Origin of the sequence: Mycobacterium sp. SMC-16 (assembly GCF_046250085.1) — a bacterium.
Taxonomy (GTDB): Bacteria; Actinomycetota; Actinomycetes; order Mycobacteriales; family Mycobacteriaceae; genus Mycobacterium; species Mycobacterium phocaicum.
Genome location: NZ_CP176427.1, coordinates 3,285,935 through 3,309,710, shown reverse-complemented (window position 1 = coordinate 3,309,710; position 23,776 = coordinate 3,285,935). Strand labels below are relative to the sequence as shown.

Sequence of the window (23,776 nt, the reverse complement as noted above, 5' to 3'; positions counted from 1 at the left end):
TCGGTGGGTGCGCACGAGGGCATCGGTGACCACAATGGGGGGAAAACCGGACACGTGTTGGAGGTGGGGTGGACAGGGAAAGCGCGGCGCTCATCCCGACGTCGGTGCTCGTCAACGTCATCGACGTCGCCGACCGTGCCGGCCTGCCCACGGAACGGTGGCTGGCGGCGGCGGGCCTGACGGCCGCGACACTCAATTCGCCCGAGACGCGGGTGTCGTTCCGGCAGGCGGCGATCGTGCTGCGGCGCGCCGTGCGTGCCATGCCCGACCGCGGCCTGGGCATCGACGTCGGGGCCCGTGACATGTTCGTGTCGTTCGGCGTGCTCGGCCTGGCCATCCGTTCCGCCGAAAACCTGGGCGCGGCAATGGCAGTCGGTCTGGAACTGCACCAGAGCGCCGGCAGCCTGATGGACGTCGGCGGCGAGCTGATCGGTGGCACGGTCGCGCTGCGTGCCTACGAGCGCCGCCCGGAACCGGAACTGCTGCCGTTCCTGTGCGAGGAGCTGTTCTGCAGTGTCCTGGTCACCGTCCGGACCGTACTGGAGCTGCCGCAGCAGACACCCGAGTACGTCCAGGTCAGTTACCCGCCGCCGGTCTACGCGCAGCGGTATCACGAATTCTTCGGCTGCCCGGTCCTGTTCAACGCCGACGCCAACCGCTTGACGTTCCCGGGCCAGCTGTGGTCACTGCCGCTACCGCGCGCCGATCCGGCGACGCACGCCGTCGCCGTCGCCGCCTGCCGCGACATGGTGACGCAGGGTGAGCAGCCGACCGACGTGGTGCAGACGGTCGAGACGATGCTGCGGGAGAGCGTGCGCGATCCGCTGACCATGGCCCAGGTCGCCAAGCGGCTCAACATCACCGAACGCACGTTGCGGCGGCGCCTCAGTGCTGGTGGCCAGCAGTTCATCGCATTGCGCGACAAGGTGCGCAGCGAACGCGCGCGGTACCTGGTCCGCGAGACCGCGATGCCGATCCACGCCATCGCCGCTGAGGTCGGATTCACCGATCCGCGGGAATTCCGCCGGGCGTACATCAAATGGACCGGTCATCCGCCCACGCACGACCGTTAGGCCGGCTGGTAGTCCGGCAGGTCGATCGACTCGGCCGTGGAGAACCACTTACGGCCGGCGTACCGCCGCAGCGGCCAGCGCTGCACCCACTTCATGGCGGACGCTGCGCCCGCGATCTGGCGTTCGGACATCGGCGCATACCCGTCGAGGCCGCCGGGCAGGTCCTGGCAGCGGTCGACGTACGGCCGCATGACCGTCTCGTAGCGCCGTAACGCGGGTGCGATGCCGGCCGCGTCGAGCGCCGCGGCGGGCCCGAGTTCTCCGGCCAGCACATATGCCCCGACCAGGGCCAGGCTGGTGCCCATCCCGGACAGCGGCGATGCGCAGTACCCGGCATCACCGCACAGCGTGACGCGGCCCGCCGACCAGGTGTCCATGTGTACCTGGACGAAATCATCGAAATAGAAATCATCGGATTGCGCTGCGGCACTGAGTAATTTGTTGCAGTACCAGCCCGCGCCGTGGAAGCGTTCGGCCAGGAGCGCACGCTGCGCGTCCGGGTCCCGGCGGTCGTACTCGAGCGGCTCGGACCGGAAAGCCAGTCCCGCCTTGGCCGTCGCGGCGTCATGGGACGGCCGCAGTGAGGCGTTGAGCCCGCCGGCGGCCTGGAACATCAGGAACCAGCCATCGAGCCCGATCATGTCGGGTGCGGTGAACCAGGCGTTGTAGCCGCCGAGACGGTGGATGAACTGTTCCTCGGCGCCGAATGCCAACTGCCGTACCGCCGAATGCGGGCCGTCGGCGCCGACGACCAGGTCGGCCTCCACCACACAGCCGTCGGTCAGCGTGGCCCGCACGCCGGACTCGTCCTCCTCGAGCGCGGAAATCCGCGTGCCGAAGCGGTACTCGGCCACGTCGCGGGTCGCCTGGTAGAGCACCTCGGTCAGGTCGCCGCGCAGGATCTCGAGTGCCGAGACGATCCCATTGCCGTCGAACGCCTCGACCGGCATCTCCGCACGCCGGGTGCCATCGGCGCGCACCCAGGCGATGCCGCGCTGAAACAGACAACGCTCGGTCATCGCCGGCAACAGGCCCATCCGGGTGACCACCTCACGGCCCGCGCCCCGCAGGTCGACGGTCTGCCCGCCGGGGCGGATACCCGGCGCCGCTTCGACGATGACCACCCGGTAGCCGTTGCCGGCCAGCCAGTGGGCCAGGGCCGGTCCGGCTACTCCGGCGCCGCTGATCAACACCGTTGGTTGCCCCATGTGCGAAAGCCTATGCGCACTGACAGCATTGGCTCCTAGGCTGGCCCCATGGCGGACATCGACCGGCGCACAGTCCTCAAAGGCACGGCGGCGGCAGCAGGGGTGGCGGCGGCGGGGATCGGTGGTTACCAGTTCCTGTCGCGGGCGGGCCGGGGCCAGTCGGCAGGCAGACCCAACATCCTGGTGATCATCGTCGACCAGATGCGGTCGCCCCAATGGTTTCCCGATGCCAAACAGCTCGGCGAACTGCTGCCCAACCTGGACCGGCTGCGGCAGCGCAGCGTGTCTTTCGACTCGCACTACTCGGCATCCAACATGTGCACGCCGTCGCGCGGCGTCCTCACCACCGGGCTGTACTCGCACCAGACGGGGTGCCTGTACACCGGGGAAGGACCCACCGAATCCACACTGGCGCCCCGGTTTCCGACGTGGGGCACCATGCTGCGCGACCAGGGCTACCGGACCTGGTGGTGGGGGAAGTGGCACCTGGGTCACATCGCCGACACCAACCCGGACGGCCTTGACGCCCATGGCTTTTCCGGCGGTACGTACCCGTCACCCAACGGTGGCCCCAACCAGGGGCTCAAGGTCGACCACAGCATCGTCGACCAGTTCGACGGCTGGTTCGCCGACCACGCCGGCAGCGGCCCGTGGTGCACCACGGTGTCCCTGGTGAACCCGCACGACATCTGCTGGTGGCCGAGAAACCCACTGCCGGACGACGTTCCGCACGTATTCTCCGGGACGCCCGTCAACTTCGAGAACGCCGACGACCTCCGACGGCGCGGCAAGCCGCAACTGCAGATCGACTACATGAACTTCATGTCGCCGCTGATGACCGGCCCGGTGCCGTATTCGGGTCCCGACATGGCAGCGCAATGGGCCCGGTGCCTCGACAACTACCTGTGGCTGCACCAGCAGGTGGACGTCCAGATCGGCCGCGTCCTCGACACCCTGGCCTCCCGTCCCGACATCGAGCGCGACACCATCGTCGTGTTCACCTCCGACCACGGCGAGTACGCCGGATCGCACGGTCTGCGCGGCAAGGGTGCGGCGATCTATGAGGAGTCCATCCGGGTGCCGCTGTACATCCACGACCCGGCCGGTCACCTGACCCCCAAACCAGGCGAGCGCCGGCGTCAACTCACCTCCAGCGTGGACATCGCGCCGCTGCTGCTCACCATCGCCGCGGGCGGCAACGGCTGGCGGTCGGACAGCCGCTACGCCTACCTGCAGGCGCGCGGCGACATCGCCGCCATCGCGGCCGACCCCGGTGCGACGGGCCGCCCGTGGGTGGCCCACGCGACCGACGACATGTCCGTCGAAGAGATGGCGACGCTGATGAAATCGCCTGCGGTGCAGAAGATGTTCGGCGGTGGCGCGGTGCCCACCGAGATCCCGACGTCGGCACCCAGCCACATCGTCGCTGTGCGGACACCCGACGCGAAGCTCGGCCGCTACTCGTACTGGCAGCCCGGCAGCATGGAGGCCGACCGCACCCGCCGCATCGACTACGAGCTCTACGACTACGAATCGCCCGCGGGCGCACACGAACTCGACAACCAGGCGGGCCGCAGCGGCAAGCAGGCCACGCTGCAGGGATTGCTCGAGGGCGAGGTGCTGCCCGAGTTGCGGGCACCACTGCCGGCCTGGATGCACGACGCCCAGGAGCAGGGGATGGCCGACATGCAACGGCTGACCGCAGCCCGCGCAGGTTAGCTACAAGCCCAGCGCCTGGTACGTGCGCTTCGCGAATTTCGGCCGCGCCGAACGGAGTTTGGCCTGCGAGGCGTTGCCGGCGACGGCAGCCGCGGCATCCACGCTGAGCTCCGGCTGATTCTGGATCAGGTAGATCAGGATCAGGTTCGCGTTCGGGTCGGCCTGCCACCACGTGCCGAAGGCGCCCGGCCAACTGAACGTGCCGGGGCCGCCCGGACCGAAGAACGGCGTGGCCTTGGCCTCGTCGGTGACCAGCGACAGGTTCAGCCCGAAGCCGCGACCGATCCAGAACGGCGCGCCCAGGAAGTTCTGTGACTTCTGCTCGGCCGTCAACCGGTCGGTGCGCATGGCCCGCGCCGATTCCTCCGACAGCACCCGCACTCCGTCGACCTCGCCGCCGGCCAGCAGCATCCGCGCGAACGTCAGATAGTCGTCGACGGTCGACCAGAGTCCGCCGCCGCCGGCGCAGAAGGTCGGCGGCATCACCTGCGGCGGGCCCATCTTCCCGGGCTGCAGGCGCAGGGCATCGCCGTCGGCGGCCAGCTGGTACATGGTCGCCGCGCGGCGCCGGCCGGAGTGCGTCACCGCGAATCCGGTGTCCACCATGTTCAGCGGTTTGAAGATGCGTTCCGCCAATACATCTGGCAGCGGCTTGCCCTCGACGCGGGCCAGCAGGAAACCCAGCACGTCGGTCGACTGGCTGTAGGTCAGCGCGTCACCGGGCTGATGAGCCAGCGGTAGCTGTCCCAGCTCGGCCAGCCAGCGGTCCGGATCCTGCAGCGACTGCAGCTTGTTGTAGGCCTTGCCCAGTGGCGGCGGCACCGTGAACCCGTAGGCCAGGCCGCCGCGATGCGTCATCAGGTCCTCGACGGTGATGGGCCGCCGCGCGGGCACGGACCGGTCCAACGGCCCCTCGAGGCTGGTCATCACGCGCGGGTTGGCCAGCTCGGGAATCCAGTTCGCGATGGGATCGCTCAAGGCCAGCCGGCCCTCGTCGACCAGTGTCATGGCCGCCGCGACCGTGATCGGCTTGGACATCGACGCGATGCGGAAGACGGTGTCGCGCTCCATCGGCAGCTTCGCTTCCACGTCGCGGTGGCCGAGCGTGTTGACCTGCCGCACCGCGCCGTCCTGCCACACCAGCGTGACCGCGCCGGCCAGCAGGCCGGTGTCGATCGCCGCGCTGACCGATTCGGTGTTCGCGTCGAGATTCACCCCGGTCACGTTAGCCTGCCTAACGTGGCTGCAGACCCGTCGACCCCGAGCACACCGATGAACAAGGTGGCGTTCGCCAGTTTCATCGGCACCGCGATCGAGTTCTACGACTTCTACATCTACGGGACGGCAGCGGCGCTGATCTTCCCGCAGGTGTTCTTCCCGAACCTGCCGCCCGCCATGGCGACCATCTCGTCGCTGGCCACCTTCGCGGTCGCATTCCTGGCCCGCCCGATCGGCGCCGCCGTCTTCGGGCACTACGGAGATCGCCTGGGCCGCAAGAAGACTCTGGTCGCGACGCTGCTGATCATGGGGCTGTCCACCGTCGGCGTCGGGCTGGTGCCCAGCTCGGCCACGATCGGCCTGGCAGCGCCGATCATCCTGTTGATCCTGCGCGTGTTCCAGGGCTTCGCCGTCGGTGGGGAGTGGGCCGGTTCGGCCCTGCTGAGCGCCGAGTACGCGCCGGTAGGCAAGCGCGGCACCTACGGCATGTTCACCCAGCTGGGCGCCGGTGCCGGCCTGGCCGTCAGCAATCTGGTGGTGCTGATCGCCAACGTGACGATCGGGGAGAAGAGCCCGGTGTTCCTGGACTGGGGCTGGCGGCTGCCGTTCCTGTTCAGCGCGGTGCTGCTGGCCGTGGCGCTGTACGTGCGGCTGACCATCGACGAGACTCCCGTCTTCGTCGCCGAGCAGAAGCGGGGCACGGTGCCCCGCGCGCCGTTCTCGGAGCTGGTGCGCCGGCAGGGCAAGCAGGTGCTGCTCGGGGCCGGGTGCATGGTCGGCATCTTCACCATGAGCTTCCTCGGCGGCACCTATCTGATGAGTTACGCCAGCACCCGCATCCACCATCCGCGGACGCTGATCCTGTCGGTCGGCGTGCTGGCCGGGGTGTCGCTCATGCTGTTCTCGGCGATCTCGGCGGTGCTGTGCGACCGGTACGGGCGACGGCGCGTCATCCTGGTCGGGTTCGGGTTGGCGCTGCCGTGGGCATTCCTCGTCATGCCGCTCATCGACTCCGGCTCGCCGGTCGGGTTCGCGGTGGCGATCGCCGCCATCTTCTGCATCTTCGGGCTCGCTTACGGACCCATCGGCGCGTTCCTGCCTGAGACGTTCGCCACGCGGTACCGCTACACCGGGGCCGGCATGGCCTTCAATCTCGCCGGAATCGTCGGCGGCGCGTTGCCGCCGCTGGTCGCCGGCCCGCTCGTCGCCGCCCTCGGGAGCTGGGCCGTTGGGCTGATGATCGCCGTCTTCGTGCTGGTCAGCATCGTGTGCACGCTGGTGTTGCCCGAAACCCGGGGGACGGAGCTCGACGATACGGCGGGCGACATGCCCGACGAGGACGCCCTGGCGGCCTGCTAAGCTACGCGGCTAGTTAGACGTCCTTTAACGACCCGTCCAGAGAGGCGGAGAAGGAGGTCAGGTACTCGTGGCTGTCACAGGCAACGATGCAACTGGCGTGCCCGGCGGCTCGGACCGGGAACTGTTGTCCGCCGCTGATGTCGGCCGGACCATCTCGCGCATCGCGCACCAGATCATCGAAAAGACCGCGCTCGACGCGGCCGACGCCCCGCGCGTGGTGCTGCTCGGCATCCCGACCCGCGGCGTCACCCTGGCCACCCGGATCGCCGAAAAGGTCAAGGAATTCTCCGGCGTCGAGCTGCCGGCCGGCGCCCTCGACATCACGCTCTACCGCGACGACCTGAACTTCAAACCGCCGCGGGCGCTCGCCTCGACCTCGATTCCGGAGGGCGGCATCGACAACGCGACGGTGATCCTCGTCGACGACGTCCTGTACTCGGGCCGCTCCGTGCGCTCGGCCCTCGACGCGCTGCGCGACATCGGCCGCCCCCGCATGGTGCAGCTGGCCGTCCTCGTCGACCGCGGTCACCGCGAACTGCCCATCCGCGCCGACTACGTCGGCAAGAACGTCCCGACGTCGCGCACCGAGAACGTCAAGGTGCGGCTGTCAGAGACCGACGGCGGAGACGATCACGTCTCCATTGCGCCCTATGGAGGACCCACCCGGTGAAACACCTGTTGTCCGCCTCGGACCTGAGCCGCGACGCGGCGACGGCCATTCTCGATGACGCCGACAAGTTCCGCGAAGCGCTGCTGGGCCGCGACGTCAAGAAGCTCCCGACGCTGCGTGGCCGCACCGTCATCACGATGTTCTACGAGAACTCCACCCGCACGCGGGTGTCGTTCGAGGTGGCCGGCAAGTGGATGAGCGCCGACGTCATCAACGTCAGCGCCTCCGGTTCGTCGGTGGCCAAGGGCGAGTCGCTGCGGGACACCGCGCTGACCCTGCGCGCCGCGGGTGCCGATGCGCTGATCATCCGGCACCCGGCTTCCGGTGCGGCACAACAACTTGCGGCATGGACCCGCGACGAACACGGCGGGCCGTCGGTGATCAACGCGGGTGACGGCACCCACGAGCACCCGACGCAGGCGCTGCTCGACGCGTTGACCATCCGCCAGCGCCTGGGCGGTCTCGAGGGCCGGCGCGTGGTGATCGTCGGCGACATCCTGCACAGCCGGGTGGCGCGCTCCAACGTCTCGCTGCTGTCGACGCTGGGCGCCGAGGTCGTGCTGGTGGCGCCGCCGACACTGCTGCCGGTCGGGGTCGGGGACTGGCCGGTGACCGTCTCGCACGACCTGGACGCCGAACTACCGGCCGCCGACGCGGTACTGATGCTGCGGGTGCAGGCCGAGCGGATGAACGGCGCCTTCTTCCCGTCGGCGCGCGAGTACTCGGTGCGCTACGGACTGTCCGAGAAGCGCCTGGCCGGCTTGAGCGAGGACACGGTGGTGCTGCACCCCGGTCCGATGCTGCGCGGCATGGAGATCGCCTCGTCGGTCGCCGATTCGTCGCAATCAGCTGTACTGCAACAGGTTTCGAATGGGGTGCATGTTCGTATGGCAGTGCTGTTCCAGCTTCTCGTCGGCGCGGGCCGGGAGGTGATCGCGTGAGCACGCTCATTCGCGGCGTCCGGCTGTACGGCGAGGGTGATCCGGTCGATGTGTTGATCGCCGATGGGCAGATCGCCGAAATCGGTAGCGGTCTGACGGCCGACGAGGTCATCGACGCCGCCGGCCAGATCATGCTGCCCGGTTTCGTCGACCTGCACACGCACCTGCGCGAGCCGGGCCGCGAGTACGCCGAGGACATCGAAACGGGTTCGGCAGCAGCCGCACTCGGTGGTTACACCGCGGTGTTCGCGATGGCCAACACCGATCCGGTCGCCGACACCGTGGTGGTCACCGACCACGTCTGGCACCGCGGACAGCAGGTCGGCCTGGTCGACGTGCACCCGGTCGGCGCCGTCACCGTCGGGCTAGACGGCAAGCAGCTCACCGAGATGGGCCTGATGGCCGCCGGCGCCGGTCAGGTCCGGATGTTCTCCGACGACGGCATCTGCGTCGATGACCCGCTGGTGATGCGCCGGGCATTGGAATACGCTGCGGGACTTGGGGTTCTGATCGCCCAGCACGCCGAGGAACCGCGCCTGACCGTGGGCGCCGTCGCCCACGAGGGCCCGAACGCCGCCCGGCTGGGACTGGCCGGCTGGCCGCGCTCGGCCGAGGAGTCCATCGTGGCCCGCGACGCGATCCTGGCCCGCGATGCCGGTGCCCGGGTGCACATCTGCCACGCCTCCACCGCGGGCACCGTCGAGCTGATCAAATGGGCCAAGGCGCAGGGTATTTCGATCACCGCCGAGGTCACCCCGCACCACCTGCTGCTCGACGACAGCCGGCTCGCGGACTACGACGGCCGTAACCGCGTCAACCCGCCGCTGCGCGAGGCCAGTGACGCCGAGGCGCTGCGGCAGGCGCTGGCCGATGGCGTGATCGACTGCGTCGCAACCGATCACGCGCCGCATGCGGAGCACGAGAAGATGTGCGAGTTCGCCCACGCCCGTCCCGGCATGCTCGGCCTGCAGACCGCGCTGTCTGTGTTGGTCGAGACCATGGTGGCGCCCGGACTGCTCAGCTGGCGCGACGTCGCCCGCGTGATGAGCGAGGCCCCGGCCGCCATCGTCGGCCTGCCCGACCAGGGTCGCCCGCTCGCGGTCGGCGAACCTGCCAACCTGACCGTGGTGGACCCTGAGGCGACCTGGACGGTGCAGGGCACCGGCCTGGCCAGTCGCTCGGACAACACGCCGTACGAGTCGATGACGCTGCCCGCCACCGTCACCCTGACGATGCTGCGCGGCAAGGTCACCGCGCGGGACGGAGTCAGCCCCGCATGAACACCGGGACGCTGATCACTTACCTGGTACTGGCCGCGGTCGTGGTGGTGCTGGCCGGGTTCGCGATCCGGCAGATGCTCAAGGGCTGGATGCACCGGGTGCAGCGGCAGGCCGGCGCCGTCGGACTGCTGCCCGCGCTGCCCGACACCGTGGGGCCGGCGATCGTGTCGGCCACCAAGGGCTTGTACGTCGGCAGTACCCTGGCACCGAGCTGGCAGGACCGAATTGCGGTGGGCTCCCTCGGATTTCGCAGCAAGGCCGTGATGACGCGGTATCCCGAGGGCATCATGCTGCAGCTCACGGGCGGCAGCCCGATCTGGATTCCCGACGAATCCATCACCGCGATCCGCACCGAGCGGGCCATCGCCGGCAAGGTGCTCACGTACGACGGGATTCTCGCCATCCGGTGGCGGCTGCCGTCGGGCACCGAGATCGATACCGGATTCCGCAGCGACGACCGTCGCGAACTGGCCAAATGGGTTGAGGAGGACAGTAAGTGACGAGCGATCAGACCGCCGTGCTGGTGCTGGAGGACGGCCGGGTGTTCACCGGCACGCCGTTCGGCGCCGTGGGCGAGACGCTGGGTGAGGCAGTGTTCTCCACCGGCATGTCCGGTTACCAGGAGACGCTGACCGACCCGAGCTACCACCGGCAGATCGTGGTGGCCACCGCCCCGCAGATCGGCAACACCGGCTGGAACGGCGAGGACAACGAGAGCCGCGACGACAAAATCTGGGTCGCCGGCTACGTCGTCCGCGACCCGTCGCCGCGCGCTTCCAACTGGCGCGCCACCGGCACCCTCGACGACGAACTGGTGCGCCAGGGCATCGTCGGTGTCGCGGGTGTCGACACCCGTGCCATCGTGCGGCACCTGCGCAACTTCGGGTCGATGAAGGCCGGCGTCTTCTCCGGTCCGGCTCTGGCCGACACCGACACCCTCGTGGACCGCGTCCGCAACCAGCCGTCGATGCTGGGCGCCGACCTGGCCGGTGAGGTCAGCACCGGCGACCGGTACGTCGTCGAACCCGTTGGTGCCGAGCGCTTCTCCATCGCGGCCATCGACCTCGGGATCAAGACCAACACCCCGCGCAACTTCGCCGCGCGCGGCATCCGCAGCCACGTGCTGCCGTCGGCGGTGACGTTCGACGAGATCGCCGCCCTCAAGGTCGACGGGGTGTTCCTGTCCAACGGCCCGGGCGACCCGGCCACCGCCGACCACATGGTCGAGGTCACCCAGCAGGTGCTCGCAGCCGGAATCCCGTTGTTCGGCATCTGCTTCGGCAACCAGATCCTGGGCCGCGCGCTCGGTCGCTCGACCTACAAGATGACCTTCGGGCACCGCGGCATCAACATCCCGGTCGTAGAGCAGGCCACCGGCCGCATCGCGATCACCGCACAGAACCACGGTTTCGCGCTGGAAGGCGAAGCCGGGGAAGAGTTCGACACCCCGTTCGGCCGCGCCGTGGTCAGCCACACTTGCGCCAACGACGGTGTGGTGGAAGGTGTTTCGCTGCTCGACGGGCGCGCCTTCTCGGTGCAGTACCACCCGGAGGCAGCGGCCGGTCCGCACGACGCCGAGTACCTGTTCGACAAGTTCGCCAACCTGATGGCAGGGGAGGGCAAGTAATGCCACGCCGCACAGACCTCAACCACGTCCTGGTGATCGGCTCCGGCCCGATCGTCATCGGCCAGGCCTGCGAATTCGACTACTCGGGCACCCAGGCCTGCCGCGTGCTGCGCGCCGAGGGCCTGCAGGTCAGCCTGGTCAACTCGAACCCGGCCACGATCATGACCGACCCGGAGTACGCCGACAACACCTATGTCGAGCCGATCACCCCGGCGTTCGTCGAGAAGGTGATCGCGCAACAAGCCGAGCGCGGCAACAAGATCGACGCCGTGCTGGCCACCCTGGGCGGGCAGACGGCGCTGAACACCGCCGTCGCGCTGCACGAGAACGGCGTCCTCGAGAAGTACGACGTCGAGATGATCGGCGCCGATTTCGACGCCATCCAACGCGGCGAGGACCGGCAGAAGTTCAAGGACATCGTCGCCAAGGTCGGTGGTGAGTCGGCGCGGTCCCGCGTCTGCCACACCATGGACGAGGTGCGCGACACCGTCGCAGAGCTGGGACTGCCTGTCGTCGTCCGCCCCTCTTTCACGATGGGCGGCCTGGGCTCGGGCATGGCGTACACGAAGGAAGACGTCGAGCGGATGGCCGGCGACGGCCTGTCCGCATCGCCGACGGCCAACGTGCTGATCGAGGAATCGATCTACGGCTGGAAGGAATACGAGCTCGAGCTGATGCGCGACCACCGCGACAACGTCGTGGTGGTCTGCTCGATCGAGAACTTCGACCCGATGGGTGTGCACACCGGCGACTCGGTGACCGTCGCGCCCGCCATGACCCTGACCGACCGCGAATACCAGAAGCTGCGTGACCTGGGCATCGCGATCCTGCGCGAGGTCGGCGTCGACACCGGTGGTTGCAACATCCAGTTCGCCATCAACCCGGCCGACGGTCGCCTCATCGTCATCGAGATGAACCCGCGCGTGTCCCGCTCGAGCGCATTGGCTTCCAAGGCAACGGGTTTCCCGATCGCCAAGATCGCCGCCAAGCTGGCCATCGGCTACACGCTCGACGAGATCGTCAACGACATCACCAAGGAGACCCCGGCCTGTTTCGAGCCGACCCTGGACTACGTCGTCGTCAAGGCGCCGCGGTTCGCGTTCGAGAAGTTCCCCGGCGCCGACCAGACGCTGACCACCACCATGAAGTCGGTGGGCGAGGCGATGTCGTTGGGCCGCAACTTCATCGAGGCGCTCGGCAAGGTGATGCGGTCGCTCGAGACCAAGCGCACCGGATTCTGGACCGGAGACGATCCCGACAAGACGCTCGATGAGCTGCTGACCGGGCTGCGTACCGCGACCGACGGCCGGCTCTACGACATCGAACAGGCACTGCGCCTTGGTGGTTCGGTCGAGGCCGTGGCCGAGGCGTCCGGTGTGGACCCGTGGTTCGTCGACCAGATCGCCACCCTGGTGGCCCTGCGCGGCGAACTCGTCGACGCCCCCGTGCTCGACGAGCGCCTGCTGCGCCGGGCCAAGCACAGCGGTCTGTCCGACCGGCAGATCGCCGCGCTGCGGCCGGAACTGGCGGGCGAGGTCGGGGTGCGCGCACTGCGCGAGCGGCTCGGCATCCGTCCGGTGTACAAGACCGTCGACACCTGCGCGGCCGAGTTCGACGCCAAGACGCCGTACCACTACAGCAGCTACGAGCTGGACCCCGCGGCCGAGACCGAGGTGGCGCCGCAGACCGAGAAGCCCAAGGTGCTGATCCTGGGCTCGGGCCCGAACCGCATCGGGCAGGGCATCGAGTTCGACTACAGCTGTGTGCACGCGGCAACCACGTTGAGCCAGGCCGGTTTCGAGACCGTCATGGTCAACTGCAACCCGGAGACGGTCTCGACCGACTACGACACCGCCGACCGGCTGTACTTCGAGCCGCTCACCTTCGAGGACGTGCTCGAGGTGTACCACGCCGAGCAGGCGTCCGGGGCCGGTGGTCCGGGCGTGGTCGGCGTGATCGTGCAGCTCGGTGGCCAGACCCCGCTGGGTCTGGCGGACCGGCTCGAGAAGGCCGGGGTGCCCGTCGTCGGCACCAGCCCCAAGGCCATCGACCTCGCCGAGGACCGTGGCGAATTCGGTGAGGTGCTGCGCGCCGCCGGCCTGCCGGCGCCGCGCTTCGGCACCGCAACGAGTTTCGAGCAGGCCCGCCGGATCGCCTCCGACATCGGCTACCCGGTGCTGGTGCGCCCGTCGTACGTCCTGGGCGGCCGCGGCATGGAGATCGTCTACGACGAGCAGACCCTGCAGGGCTACATCGAGCGGGCCACCGAGCTCTCGCCCGAACACCCCGTGCTGGTCGACCGGTTCCTGGAAGACGCCATCGAGATCGACGTCGACGCCCTGTGCGACGGCACCGAGGTGTACATCGGCGGCGTGATGGAGCACATCGAGGAAGCCGGCATCCACTCCGGCGACTCGGCCTGTGCGCTGCCGCCGGTCACGTTGGGCCGCACCGACATCGCCGCCGTGCGCAAGGCCACCGAGGCCATCGCCCACGGCATCGGCGTGGTCGGTCTGCTCAACGTGCAGTACGCGCTCAAGGACGACGTGCTCTACGTGCTGGAGGCCAACCCGCGCGCCAGCCGCACGGTGCCCTTCGTCTCGAAGGCCACCGCGGTGCCGCTGGCCAAGGCGTGCGCCCGGGTCATGCTGGGCGCCACCATCGCCGAGCTGCGGGCCGAGGGCATCCTGGCCGCCGAGGGCGACGGCGCGAGCGTCGCGCCCAACGCGCCGATCGCGGTGAAGGAAGCCGTCCTGCCGTTCCACCGGTTCCGCAAAGCCGATGGCTCGCAGGTGGATTCGCTGCTCGGGCCGGAGATGAAGTCGACCGGTGAGGTCATGGGCATCGACAGCGATTTCGGTACCGCCTTCGCCAAGAGCCAGACCGCGGCCTACGGCTCGCTGCCCTCGGGCGGCACGGTGTTCGTGTCGGTGGCGAACCGCGACAAGCGTTCGCTGGTGTTCCCGGTCAAGCGTCTGGCCGATCTCGGCTTCCGGGTGCTGGCCACCGAGGGCACCGCGGAGATGTTGCGCCGCAACGGCATTCCGTGCGAGGTCGTCCGCAAGAACTTCGAGGAGCCCAGCCCGGACCGCCCGGCGATGTCCGCGGTCGACGCCATCAAGGCCGGCGAGGTCGACATGGTGATCAACACGCCGTACGGCAACTCGGGTCCGCGTATCGACGGCTACGAGATTCGTTCGGCCGCGGTGTCGGCCAGCATCCCGTGCGTGACGACGGTGCAGGGCGCCTCGGCCGCGGTGCAGGGCATCGAGGCCGGTATCCGCGGAGACATCGGGGTGCGGTCGCTGCAGGAGCTGCACAGCCAGTTGGGCGCCAAGTGACCTTCGGGCCCAAACTGCGGGCTGCCATGGCACAGCGGGGTCCGCTGTGCCTGGGCATCGACCCGCACCCCGAGCTCCTGACCGCATGGGGCCTGCCCGTGTCGGCCGACGGCGTGGCGAAGTTCAGCGACATCTGCGTCGAGGCGTTCGCGGGCTTCGCGATCGTCAAGCCGCAGGTGGCGTTCTTCGAGGCCTACGGGTCGGCGGGCTTCGCCGTGCTGGAGCGGACCATCGTCGGGTTGCAGGAGGCCGGCGTGCTCGTGCTGGCCGATGCCAAGCGCGGTGACATCGGCTCGACCATGGCCGCCTACGCGCAGGCCTGGGCGGGGGATTCGCCGCTGGCCGCCGATGCGGTGACGGCGTCGCCGTACCTCGGCTTCGGCTCGCTGCAGCCACTGCTCGACGTCGCGGCCGCCCATGGCCGCGGCGTGTTCGTCCTGGCCGCCACGTCCAATCCGGAGGGCGCGTCGGTGCAGCGCGCGCTGGCCGGCGAGCGGACCGTGGCGCAGACGATCGTCGACGAGGTCGCCGCGGTGAACGCCGCGGCCGACGGCTCGGTGGGCGTCGTCGTCGGCGCCACGCTGACCGAGGTGCCCCATCTGTCGCAGCTCGGCGGGCCGGTGCTGCTGCCCGGTGTCGGCGCGCAAGGCGGCCGCCCGGACGCACTTGCCGGGCTCGGCGGCGCACGGCCGGGCACCCTGCTGCCCGCGGTGTCGCGCGAGGTGCTGCGGGCCGGGCCAGACGTCGCGGCCGTGCGCGCCGCGGGGGAGAAGCTTCGCGACGCCGTGGCGTACCTCGCGGAATAGCGCCGACTAGTTCTGGTGGGCCTCGACGCGGTCCTGGGAGCCCGCGAACGGGCCGCCCGGGCCGAACGGGTCGACCACGTTGCGCTGGTAGCGGCTCTCGGCCTTGGCGTTGTCGTTCGAGGCCTGCTGACGGACGGCGGGCGATACGCAGACATGGTCGCCGCCGAACGCTTCCCGCCACACGTAGCCGCTGGCGCATGTATCCGGGCCGTATGCGCCGCCGCCGGGCTGACGGTGCAGATCCGGGTTGGCGTTCTCCTGTGCCGTGCTGTCGCGGACACCCGGTTTCACGCAGACATGGTCGCCGGGCCCCGCCTCCCGCCACACGTAGCCCGACACACACGTGTCGGGTCCGTAGGGCAAGGGGTCCGCCTGCGCCGGCACCACTCCGGCCACGCCCACCGTCGCTGCCCACACCACGGGCAGCGACAGCAGACATCGGTGCTCGGTCTTGTACCGCATGTGTCCCACCTCCGAATCGATCCTGCCGATGGAGGTGGACGCTACGGGGCCGCCGGGCCCCGCGAATCAGGCATTTCCCTAGTTTTCGCACTGCCGACGTGGTGCGCCGGCGGTCATCACAGCGGAATCCAGATGGGGCCCAGCCAGAAGCCCCACGCGCTGAAGCGGGGCTCGAACACCGGGTTCACCCACTGACCGTTGTAGTCGAACGGCTGGTGGTCGAAGCGGCCGTCATCGATACCGCGGTGGTACCAATCGCGACCACGGTCATCGCGCCAGCCGTCGCGGTCCTGATGCCAGTCGACGCCGCGCTGCCAGCCGCCGCGGTCGTCGCGGTGATCGTTGTGCGGCCCCCAGCACGGGGCGCCCGGCCCGCACCACGGGTCGGCACCAGCCGTCGCCAGCCCGATGCCGAACAGTCCGGCGGCGCCGATACCGGCCGCCAGGGTGGATGCGGTCAATGCCTGCTTGATCTTCATGCCGCTGACGCTATTGCGGTTCGATGGGCGTGCACTTAGCTGTACTTAGGTGTTTGCTGTGCGTGGCGGTGCAGCCAGGAACATGTTGTGCGGCAGCCTGTTTGGAACACAGTCCCGCAGATGACGAGACGGCCCGCCACATCGTGGCGGGCCGTCTCGTTGCGGGACCGATCAGCGGGCGTCGATCACAGCGGAATCCAGATCGGGCCGAGCCAGAAGCCCCAGGCGTTGTGGCCGTTGTCCCAGACCGGGTTCACCCACTGGCCGTTGTAGTCGAACGGCTGGTGATCGAAGCGGGCATCATCGATGCCGCGGTGCTGCCAGTCGCGGCCCTGGTTGTCGTGCCAGTTGTCGTCGCGGCCGACGGGGGCCGCCGGGCCGCGGTTGTCACCTGGACCGCGGTTGTCACCCGGGCCGCGGCCATGGTCGTCGTGCTGGCCGCACTGCGCGTTCGGCGGGCAGCCCGGGTCGGCATTGGCGCCGGCCAGGCCGACGCCGAACAGCCCGGCGACGCCGATGCCGGCTGCCAGGGTGGATGCGGTCAACGCTCGCTTGAAGTTCATCGCTGCACAGTCCTCCTCGTGATGGGTACGACATTGAAGTTAGGACCGCCTAATGTGCGCGCACTTTGGCGTCGTTAGGTGTGTGCTGTGCGTGTCGCAACGGTTCGGTCACCGGGCGCTGACTGTTGCCTGTGGGAAACCTGGCTCGGATGGAAGGCATTGGCCGGGAGACGGTTTCATGACGAAGCGGTCGTCGGGGCGATGCGCGGAGGCTCGGCCAGGTCGGCGCATGGACGCAGGCCGGTGTTTGCGGAGTCTGCGTGACGGCGCGCAGCGACGGCGCGTCGGCCGCGTCGTGGGGTGCTGAACCGGTCTCCGGACCGGCAAAAACCCCTCGATTTGGGTGGTCCGACCGCCCAAATCGGCCGACAGACGCGCCGGCAGTGCACCGACCCGTTCGGCCCCGCACCGACACGCCCGACACGCCGTGACCTGCGAAAATTTTCCTGACGAACCCCGGCCGGCGGCCCGAAAATGCGCCCGGCCGCGCCGCGGCGGATCGGCCGTCCTCCCACTGAGTGCTCAAAACCCTTGATACGCAGGCAGATCTGTGGCTGCAGCGCCTCGAAAGGGGCCTTGGTGAGCTTGCACTTCGCGGCCACCCGGAGCCGCCGTTCGCACTACACGCTGGGCTTTTAGCTTCGTTACCCGGGGGGTGGGGTTAGCGCTTGTCGGGAAGCGTGGGTACGGTCGTCGTCGCTGGCTGGTTCACCCCAGCCGTGACAGAAATTATTTGACGGAGATACGGAGGAACCCCGTGGCCCTTCCCCAGTTGACCGACGAACAGCGCGCGGCAGCGTTGGAGAAGGCTGCTGCCGCACGTCGAGCACGTGCCGAGTTGAAAGACCGGCTCAAGCGCGGCGGCACCAACCTCAAGCAGGTCCTGACGGACGCCGAGACCGACGAGGTCCTCGGCAAGATGAAGGTTTCCGCTCTGCTGGAAGCCCTGCCCAAGGTCGGCAAGGTCAAGGCGCAGGAGATCATGACCGAGCTGGAGATCGCTCCGACCCGCCGTCTGCGCGGCCTGGGCGACCGTCAGCGCAAGGCCCTGCTGGAAAAGTTCGACTTTTCCTGATCTGACGCAAGACTGACGAGCAGTAGGGGCCGGACGGCGATGAACCGTGTTGTTGTGCTGTCCGGCCCCTCTGCCGTGGGCAAATCCACGGTCGTGCGCTGCCTGCGTGAGCGGGTGCCCGACCTGCATTTCAGTGTCTCCGCCACGACGCGCGCGCCGCGTCCCGGCGAGGTCGACGGTGTCGACTACACATTCGTCTCGGCCGACGAGTTCCAGCGCCTCATCGATGACGGCGAGCTGCTCGAATGGGCCGAAATCCACGGGGGACTGCAGCGCTCCGGCACCCCCGCGCGCCCGGTCCGGGAAGCCATCGCCGCTGGTCGGCCCGTCCTCATCGAAGTCGATCTGGCCGGCGCCCGGGCCGTCAAAGAGGCCATGCCCGAGGTGCTGACGGTCTTCCTCGCGCCGCCCAGCTGGGAGGCGCTCGAGAGCCGTCTCATCGGCCGCGGCACCGAGAGCGCCGAGGTGCAGGCCCGCCGCCTGGCTACCGCGCGGGCCGAACTGGCCGCTCAAGACAGTTTCGATGTGACTGTTGTCAACAGTCAGTTGGAATCCGCCTGTGCAGAATTGGTATCCTTGCTGGTGGGCCGCTGAGCGGTCTGCGCAGAACCGCACAGATATCGCTGATAGCGACGCCAATCTTCACACCAAACGCCGGGAGAATCCTTCGTGAGCACCACTGTCGAGAGCATCGACTCCGACGCCGCCATCGCCTACGACACGCCGCTGGGTATCACCAACCCGCCGATCGACGAGCTGCTCGATCGCGTGTCGAGCAAGTACGCGCTGGTCATCTACGCCGCGAAGCGGGCGCGCCAGATCAACGACTACTACAACCAGCTCGGTGACGGCATCCTCGAGTACGTCGGCCCCCTGGTCGAGCCGGGCCTGCAGGAGAAGCCGCTGTCGATCGCCATGCGCGAGATCCACGGCGACCTGCTCGAGCACACCGAGGGCGAGTAAGGCCGCGTAGGCGCCGAACATGGCCGACCGCAAACGCATCGTCGTCGGAGTCGCCGGAGGTATCGCCGCCTACAAGGCGTGCACCCTGGTTCGTCAGCTGAGCGAGGCCGGGCATTCGGTCCGCGTGGTGCCGACCGAGTCGGCGCTCAAGTTCGTCGGCGCCGCCACTTTTGAAGCACTGTCCGGCAATCCCGTCCACACGGGCGTGTTCGAGGACGTCTCCGAGGTGCCCCACGTCCGGTTCGGTCAGCAGGCCGACCTGGTCGTGGTCGCACCGGCCACCGCCGACCTGATGGCCCGGGCGGTGGCGGGGCGCGGCGACGATCTACTGACCGCCACGCTGCTCACCGCGCGCTGTCCGGTGCTGTTCGCCCCGGCGATGCACACCGAGATGTGGATGCACCCGGCCACCGTCGACAACGTCGCGACATTGCGGCGTCGGGGTGTCGTCGTGCTGGACCCGGCCTCCGGGCGCCTCACCGGCGCCGACAGCGGTGCCGGACGGCTGCCTGAGGCCGAAGAGATCACCACGTTCGCCCAGCTGCTCCTGGAGCGCGGCGACGCGCTGCCCCGCGATCTGGCCGGGGTCAAGGTCGTCGTCACCGCCGGCGGAACCCGCGAGGCCATCGATCCGGTCCGCTTCATCGGCAACCGCAGTTCCGGCAAGCAGGGCTACGCCGTGGCGCGCGTGATGGCCCAGCGCGGCGCCGAGGTCACCCTGATCGCCGGCAACACCGTGGGCCTGGCCGACCCGGCAGGTGTGGACGTCGTGCACATCGGTTCGGCGGCGCAGCTGCGCGATGCGGTGTTCAAGTACGTGTCCGACGCGCACGTCCTCGTGATGGCCGCCGCGGTCGCCGATTTCCGTCCCACCGAGGTAGCGACCACCAAGATCAAAAAGACGCACGGCCCCGGCGACGCCGACGGAGCGCCCGTCATCGAACTGACGCGGACCGACGACATCCTCGCCGGCGCGGTGCGGGCGCGCACCGACGGCCAGCTGCCGAACCTTCGTGCCATCGTCGGATTCGCCGCCGAGACCGGCGATGCGAACGGCGACGTGCTGTTCCACGCCCGGGCCAAGCTGCAGCGCAAGGGCTGTGACCTGCTGGTTGTCAACGCGGTGGGCAACGGCAGGGCCTTCGAGGTCGACGTCAACGACGGCTGGCTGCTGGCCGCCGACGGCACCGAGTCAGCGCTGGAGCACGGGTCCAAGACCTTGATGGCCAGTCGCATCGCCGATGCGACCGCGGCCTTCCTGCGTGGCAAGGACGAATGAACATAGCCTGAACCGCGCCGCGGAACGGGTTTGCTGCGCAGGGGTACACGACAGTCGGTAGCCGGGCGCGGATATTATGCGCCGGACTAAAGTTTTGGAAGGGATTTGCGACGTGAGTGAAGGTCGGCTGTTTACCAGCGAGTCAGTGACCGAAGGACATCCGGACAAGATCTGCGACGCCATCAGCGATTCGGTGCTGGACGCGCTCCTCGCGCAGGATCCCAAGTCGCGGGTCGCGGTGGAGACGCTCGTGACGACGGGTCAGGTCCATGTCGTGGGCGAGGTGACCACCAGCGCCAAGGAAGCGTTTGCCGACATCCCGCTGATCGTCCGTGACCGGATCCGCCAGATCGGTTACGACCACTCCGACAAGGGCTTCGACTACGCCACCTGCGGCGTCAACATCGGCATCGGCGCGCAGTCCCCGGACATCGCCGCGGGCGTCGACACCGCGCACGAGGCGCGTGTCGAGGGCGCGGGCGACCCGCTGGACGCCCAGGGCGCCGGCGACCAGGGCCTGATGTTCGGCTACGCCATCAACGACACCCCGGAGCTGATGCCGCTGCCGATCGCGCTGGCGCACCGGCTGTCGCGGCGCCTCACCGAGGTCCGCAAGAACAACACCGTCGACTACCTGCGGCCCGACGGCAAGACCCAGGTCACCATCGAGTACCGCGACAACGTCCCGGTCCGGTTGGACACTGTGGTCCTGTCCACCCAGCACGCCGAGGGCGTCGACCTCGACAAGACGCTGGCCCCGGACATCCGCCGCCACGTCGTCGAGACCGTGCTGGCCGACCTGGGCCACGACACCATGGACACCTCCGACTTCCGGCTGCTGGTCAACCCGACCGGCAACTTCGTCGTCGGTGGCCCGATGGGTGACGCCGGCCTGACCGGCCGCAAGATCATCGTCGACACCTACGGTGGCTGGGCCCGCCACGGCGGCGGCGCCTTCTCCGGCAAGGACCCGTCAAAGGTGGACCGCTCTGCCGCGTACGCGATGCGCTGGGTGGCCAAGAACGTCGTCGCCGCTGGCCTCGCCGACCGCGTCGAGGTCCAGGTCGCCTACGCCATCGGCAAGGCCGCCCCGGTGGGTCTGTTCGTCGAGACCTTCGGCACCGAGCACTTCGACCCTGCCCGCATCGAGAAGGCCATCACCTCGGTCTTCGACCTGCGTCCCGGCGCCATCATCCGCGACCTGGATCTGCTGCGCCCGATCTACGCGCCGACCGCCGCGTACGGCCACTTCGGCCGCACCGACATCGAGCTCCCCTGGGAGCAGCTGGACAAGGTCGACGACCTGAAGGCTTCCGTCTAGCACCTGCACCACACAAAACTGCCCCTCGTCGCTGGACGAGGGGCAGTTTTGCGTTCGGTCAGCCGACCGGCTGCGGCTCCAGCCGGCGGCTTCGGTACAGGGCGAGCGCGACCAGCAGGCTGATCGCCGTGAGCGACACCCAGACCAGTTCCGGCCGGCCGGCGTGACGCGCCGTCTCCATCAGCGCGCCCGTGGCGAGATTTCCCACCAGGATGCCGACGCCGACGATGGTGTTGTAGAAGCCGTAATACGTCGCGACCAGCCGGTCGCCGGCCAGTGACACCACGGTGTCCATCTCGAACGGATAGATCGCGGCCGAGCCGACGGCCAGCAGCGCGGCCGTCAGCAACAGCGCGGCGACCGCGGCCGGTTGCCCCCAGCGGTCGTCGGGCACCACGATGAGCGGGACGAACGCCGCTGCGAGCACCAGCACGCCGATGGTCAGCGACTGGGCGCGGCCGTAGCGCGCCGTGAACCAGGCCGTGATGCGGATCTGGCCGCCGATGGCGACCAGTCCCGACACGGCGAAAACCGCCGCCACGATGGCTGATTCGTGGCGCGGCGACAGCACTCCGGCGTGCAGTGGCAACGCGAGGTACACCTGGAACGTCACCACATAGGTGCCGACCATGGACGCCGCGAACAACAGGAACGGACGGTTGGCCAGCACGGTGCGCCAGTCGTGCAGGACCGAGACGCGCTCGGCGACAGCATGATCGGCGTGGTCCTTCGGTAGTGCGAACAGCTGCGCGATGGTCAGCACCGCGAACACCACCGCCGCCATGCCCGCCGTCACCCGGAAGTCCAGTCCCATCAGGGCCAGCCCCACCAGCGGACCGGCGAGGATGCCGCCCTGATAGAAGACGTTGAACACCGTGAACGCCGCCACCCGGCGCTCGCCGGAGTCCGCGGCCAGGTAGGCCCGCACCGCCGGGTTGAAAAGTGCCCCCGCGAAACCGGTTGCCGCCGAGGCGATCAGCAACGCCGGGAGCGACTGTGCGACCGCGAGCAGGCCGAACGCGGCCGTGCGCAGCAGACAGCCCGCCACGATCAGCGGCTTGTAGCCCAGCCGGTCGGCCAACGTCCCACCGACGATGAACATGCCCTGCTGCGAGAAGTTCCGGACCCCGAGCACCAGGCCGACGGCCCAGCCGGCCAGGCCGAGCGGTCCGGCCAGATATCCGGCCAGGTACGGCATCAGCATGTAGAAGCCGAGGTTGATGCCGAACTGGTTGAGCATCAGCACCCGGCTGGGCCAGCCGAAGCTGCGGAACTGCGTGAGCACCGGCATCACAGCGATGCCGCGTCGGGCCTGCGCACCGTGGTGCAACGGGTCCACGAATCCACCACGCGCTCAGTGTGGTCCGCGATCACCGCGGGCTCGGCGGGCGGCTCGATGCCGAGGAGGTTGTGCTGTCGGCAGTAGTCGTCGTTGTAGACGGTGTCGAAATACCGTTGCGGCCCATCGGGAAAGATCGCGGCGATCGTGGTGTCCGCGTCGTGGTGGCGGGCCGCCCAGCCGGCGACCAGAGCGACTGCGCCGCCGCTCCAGCCGCTGCTGGCATAGCTTGTCGAGGCCAGTGCCCGGCACGCCCACACTGCCTCGGCGGGTGCCACCCAGTGCACTTCCGAGAACGCGGCGTAGTCGACGTTGTCGGGGTAGATGCTCGACCCCAGGCCACGCATCAGCCGGCTCTGCGCGGGCTGGCCGAAGATCGTCGACCCGATGGTGTCGACGCCGATCAGTTTCAGGTCGGGATTGAACTCCCGCAACACTTTTGCCACCCCGGCCGAATGCCCGCCGGTGCCCACCGAGCACACCAGGATGTCGACGATGCCCAGCTGCGACTGCAGTTCGAGCGCGAGGTCGCGGTACGCGTCGACGTTGTCGGGGTTGTTGTACTGGTCGGGGTACCACGCGGTGGGGTCACCGGCCAGGATCTCCGCGACCCGGTCGCGGCGGGCCTGCTGCCAGCCGCCGGTCGGGTGGGGCTCGGTGACCAGGTCGATGTCGGCGCCGTACGCGGCCAGCATGCGCAGCATCATCGGTTCCATGCCGGGATCGGTCACCAGCGTGACCGGGTGCCCGTACACGGTGCCGGCCAGGGCGAGACCGAGTCCGAGTGTGCCGCTGGTGGATTCGACGATCCGGGCGCCGGGCAACAGGTCGCCGCGGACCCGGCCGCGTTCGACCATGTACATGGCGGGCCGGTCTTTCATACCGCCGGGGTTCACGCCTTCGAGCTTGGCCCAGAAGCCGCGGTCGTCGGTGGTGAAGGGCGCGGCGATCCGCAGCACCGGGGTGCCGCCGACCATGGTGCCCGGCCGGTCGTACCGGGCCAGCCGGCACGGCCCCGACGCCGGTCGAGAGGGTTTTCTGGGCAGGGTGAGG

22 protein-coding genes are annotated in these 23,776 nt (G+C 69.0%); 15 read left to right on the top strand and 7 right to left on the bottom strand.

The features are described from left to right. The first annotated feature begins 68 nt into the window (after positions 1-68). On the top strand, positions 69-1,073 hold the full coding sequence (locus ACJEIK_RS15915; RefSeq protein ID WP_234789773.1) for an AraC family transcriptional regulator: 1,005 nt from the start codon (positions 69-71) through the stop codon (positions 1,071-1,073). Here the strand turns inward: ACJEIK_RS15915 and ACJEIK_RS15910 are convergent. Next, positions 1,070-2,281 carry an FAD-dependent monooxygenase gene (locus ACJEIK_RS15910; protein ID WP_406783642.1) on the bottom strand — a complete coding sequence of 404 codons (1,212 nt, stop codon included), beginning with the start codon at positions 2,279-2,281 and terminating at the stop codon, positions 1,070-1,072. The genes ACJEIK_RS15915 and ACJEIK_RS15910 overlap by 4 nt on opposite strands. A 48-nt stretch (positions 2,282-2,329) precedes the next feature. Between ACJEIK_RS15910 and ACJEIK_RS15905 the strand changes: the two genes are divergently transcribed. After that, complete coding sequence (locus tag ACJEIK_RS15905; RefSeq protein ID WP_409429968.1) at positions 2,330-4,000, top strand: sulfatase-like hydrolase/transferase; 1,671 nt, start codon at positions 2,330-2,332, stop codon at positions 3,998-4,000. Here the strand turns inward: ACJEIK_RS15905 and ACJEIK_RS15900 are convergent, their stop codons facing one another. After that, on the bottom strand, positions 4,001-5,215 hold the full coding sequence (locus ACJEIK_RS15900) for a serine hydrolase domain-containing protein (RefSeq protein WP_409431710.1): 1,215 nt from the start codon (positions 5,213-5,215) through the stop codon (positions 4,001-4,003). Positions 5,216-5,272: 57 nt separating this feature from the next. On the opposite strand from ACJEIK_RS15900, the gene ACJEIK_RS15895 reads away from it, so the two are divergent. From ACJEIK_RS15895 to pyrF, 8 genes are all read left to right on the top strand, one after another. Beyond that, positions 5,273-6,577, top strand: a complete 1,305-nt coding sequence (locus tag ACJEIK_RS15895) for an MFS transporter (RefSeq protein ID WP_409431709.1) — start codon at positions 5,273-5,275, stop codon at positions 6,575-6,577. Positions 6,578-6,674: 97 nt separating this feature from the next. Next, the gene (gene pyrR, locus ACJEIK_RS15890; protein ID WP_133426805.1) at positions 6,675-7,247 is read left to right on the top strand and encodes a bifunctional pyr operon transcriptional regulator/uracil phosphoribosyltransferase PyrR; all 573 of its coding nucleotides are present in this window, start codon (positions 6,675-6,677) and stop codon (positions 7,245-7,247) included. Beyond that, positions 7,244-8,188 (top strand): aspartate carbamoyltransferase catalytic subunit, encoded by a 945-nt coding sequence (locus ACJEIK_RS15885; RefSeq protein ID WP_267325448.1) that lies wholly within the window; start codon positions 7,244-7,246, stop codon positions 8,186-8,188. Before pyrR ends, ACJEIK_RS15885 begins: the two co-directional genes overlap by 4 nt. Next, the gene (locus ACJEIK_RS15880) at positions 8,185-9,468 is read left to right on the top strand and encodes a dihydroorotase (RefSeq protein WP_409429967.1); all 1,284 of its coding nucleotides are present in this window, start codon (positions 8,185-8,187) and stop codon (positions 9,466-9,468) included. The genes ACJEIK_RS15885 and ACJEIK_RS15880 overlap by 4 nt, the downstream gene beginning before the upstream one ends. Then, positions 9,465-9,968, top strand: coding sequence for a hypothetical protein (locus ACJEIK_RS15875; RefSeq protein WP_061006663.1), 504 nt, complete (start codon positions 9,465-9,467; stop codon positions 9,966-9,968). Before ACJEIK_RS15880 ends, ACJEIK_RS15875 begins: the two co-directional genes overlap by 4 nt. Further along, positions 9,965-11,095: a glutamine-hydrolyzing carbamoyl-phosphate synthase small subunit gene (carA, locus tag ACJEIK_RS15870; RefSeq protein WP_061006662.1), complete on the top strand. Its 1,131-nt coding sequence runs from the start codon at positions 9,965-9,967 to the stop codon at positions 11,093-11,095. The genes ACJEIK_RS15875 and carA overlap by 4 nt, the downstream gene beginning before the upstream one ends. Next, positions 11,095-14,436 (top strand): carbamoyl-phosphate synthase large subunit, encoded by a 3,342-nt coding sequence (gene carB, locus ACJEIK_RS15865; RefSeq protein WP_133426671.1) that lies wholly within the window; start codon positions 11,095-11,097, stop codon positions 14,434-14,436. Before carA ends, carB begins: the two co-directional genes overlap by 1 nt. 26 nt (positions 14,437-14,462) lie before the next feature. Further along, positions 14,463-15,242, top strand: coding sequence for an orotidine-5'-phosphate decarboxylase (gene pyrF / locus ACJEIK_RS15860; protein WP_409429966.1), 780 nt, complete (start codon positions 14,463-14,465; stop codon positions 15,240-15,242). A 6-nt stretch (positions 15,243-15,248) separates the two neighbouring features. On the opposite strand, the gene ACJEIK_RS15855 is transcribed toward pyrF, so the two are convergent. The 3 genes from ACJEIK_RS15855 to ACJEIK_RS15845 form a co-directional block, all read right to left on the bottom strand. Continuing rightward, positions 15,249-15,704, bottom strand: a complete 456-nt coding sequence (locus tag ACJEIK_RS15855) for a hypothetical protein (protein ID WP_064860662.1) — start codon at positions 15,702-15,704, stop codon at positions 15,249-15,251. Positions 15,705-15,820: 116 nt separating this feature from the next. Then, positions 15,821-16,183 (bottom strand): hypothetical protein, encoded by a 363-nt coding sequence (locus ACJEIK_RS15850; RefSeq protein WP_064860661.1) that lies wholly within the window; start codon positions 16,181-16,183, stop codon positions 15,821-15,823. A 185-nt stretch (positions 16,184-16,368) separates the two neighbouring features. Beyond that, positions 16,369-16,746 (bottom strand): hypothetical protein, encoded by a 378-nt coding sequence (locus tag ACJEIK_RS15845; protein ID WP_061006658.1) that lies wholly within the window; start codon positions 16,744-16,746, stop codon positions 16,369-16,371. 757 nt (positions 16,747-17,503) lie between these two features. On the opposite strand from ACJEIK_RS15845, the gene mihF reads away from it, so the two are divergent. The 5 genes from mihF (at position 17,504) to metK (ending at position 21,384) form a co-directional block, all read left to right on the top strand. Continuing rightward, positions 17,504-17,821 (top strand): integration host factor, actinobacterial type, encoded by a 318-nt coding sequence (gene mihF, locus ACJEIK_RS15840; protein ID WP_011894593.1) that lies wholly within the window; start codon positions 17,504-17,506, stop codon positions 17,819-17,821. A 39-nt stretch (positions 17,822-17,860) separates the two neighbouring features. Then, positions 17,861-18,415 (top strand): guanylate kinase, encoded by a 555-nt coding sequence (gene gmk, locus ACJEIK_RS15835; protein ID WP_110767687.1) that lies wholly within the window; start codon positions 17,861-17,863, stop codon positions 18,413-18,415. A gap of 75 nt (positions 18,416-18,490) precedes the next feature. Beyond that, positions 18,491-18,784: a DNA-directed RNA polymerase subunit omega gene (gene rpoZ, locus ACJEIK_RS15830; protein WP_020101623.1), complete on the top strand. Its 294-nt coding sequence runs from the start codon at positions 18,491-18,493 to the stop codon at positions 18,782-18,784. 19 nt (positions 18,785-18,803) lie between these two features. Continuing rightward, a complete protein-coding gene (coaBC, locus tag ACJEIK_RS15825) occupies positions 18,804-20,063 on the top strand; it encodes a bifunctional phosphopantothenoylcysteine decarboxylase/phosphopantothenate--cysteine ligase CoaBC (protein WP_061006656.1) in 1,260 nt (419 codons plus the stop codon). Positions 20,064-20,175: 112 nt separating this feature from the next. After that, positions 20,176-21,384: a methionine adenosyltransferase gene (gene metK / locus ACJEIK_RS15820; protein ID WP_061006655.1), complete on the top strand. Its 1,209-nt coding sequence runs from the start codon at positions 20,176-20,178 to the stop codon at positions 21,382-21,384. A 58-nt stretch (positions 21,385-21,442) separates the two neighbouring features. On the opposite strand, the gene ACJEIK_RS15815 is transcribed toward metK, so the two are convergent. Both ACJEIK_RS15815 and ACJEIK_RS15810 read right to left on the bottom strand, forming a co-directional pair. Next, the gene (locus ACJEIK_RS15815) at positions 21,443-22,675 is read right to left on the bottom strand and encodes an MFS transporter (RefSeq protein WP_409431708.1); all 1,233 of its coding nucleotides are present in this window, start codon (positions 22,673-22,675) and stop codon (positions 21,443-21,445) included. Next, positions 22,675-23,700, bottom strand: a complete 1,026-nt coding sequence (locus ACJEIK_RS15810; protein WP_409431707.1) for a PLP-dependent cysteine synthase family protein — start codon at positions 23,698-23,700, stop codon at positions 22,675-22,677. The genes ACJEIK_RS15815 and ACJEIK_RS15810 overlap by 1 nt, the downstream gene beginning before the upstream one ends. Between the last annotated feature and the right edge of the window lie 76 nt (positions 23,701-23,776).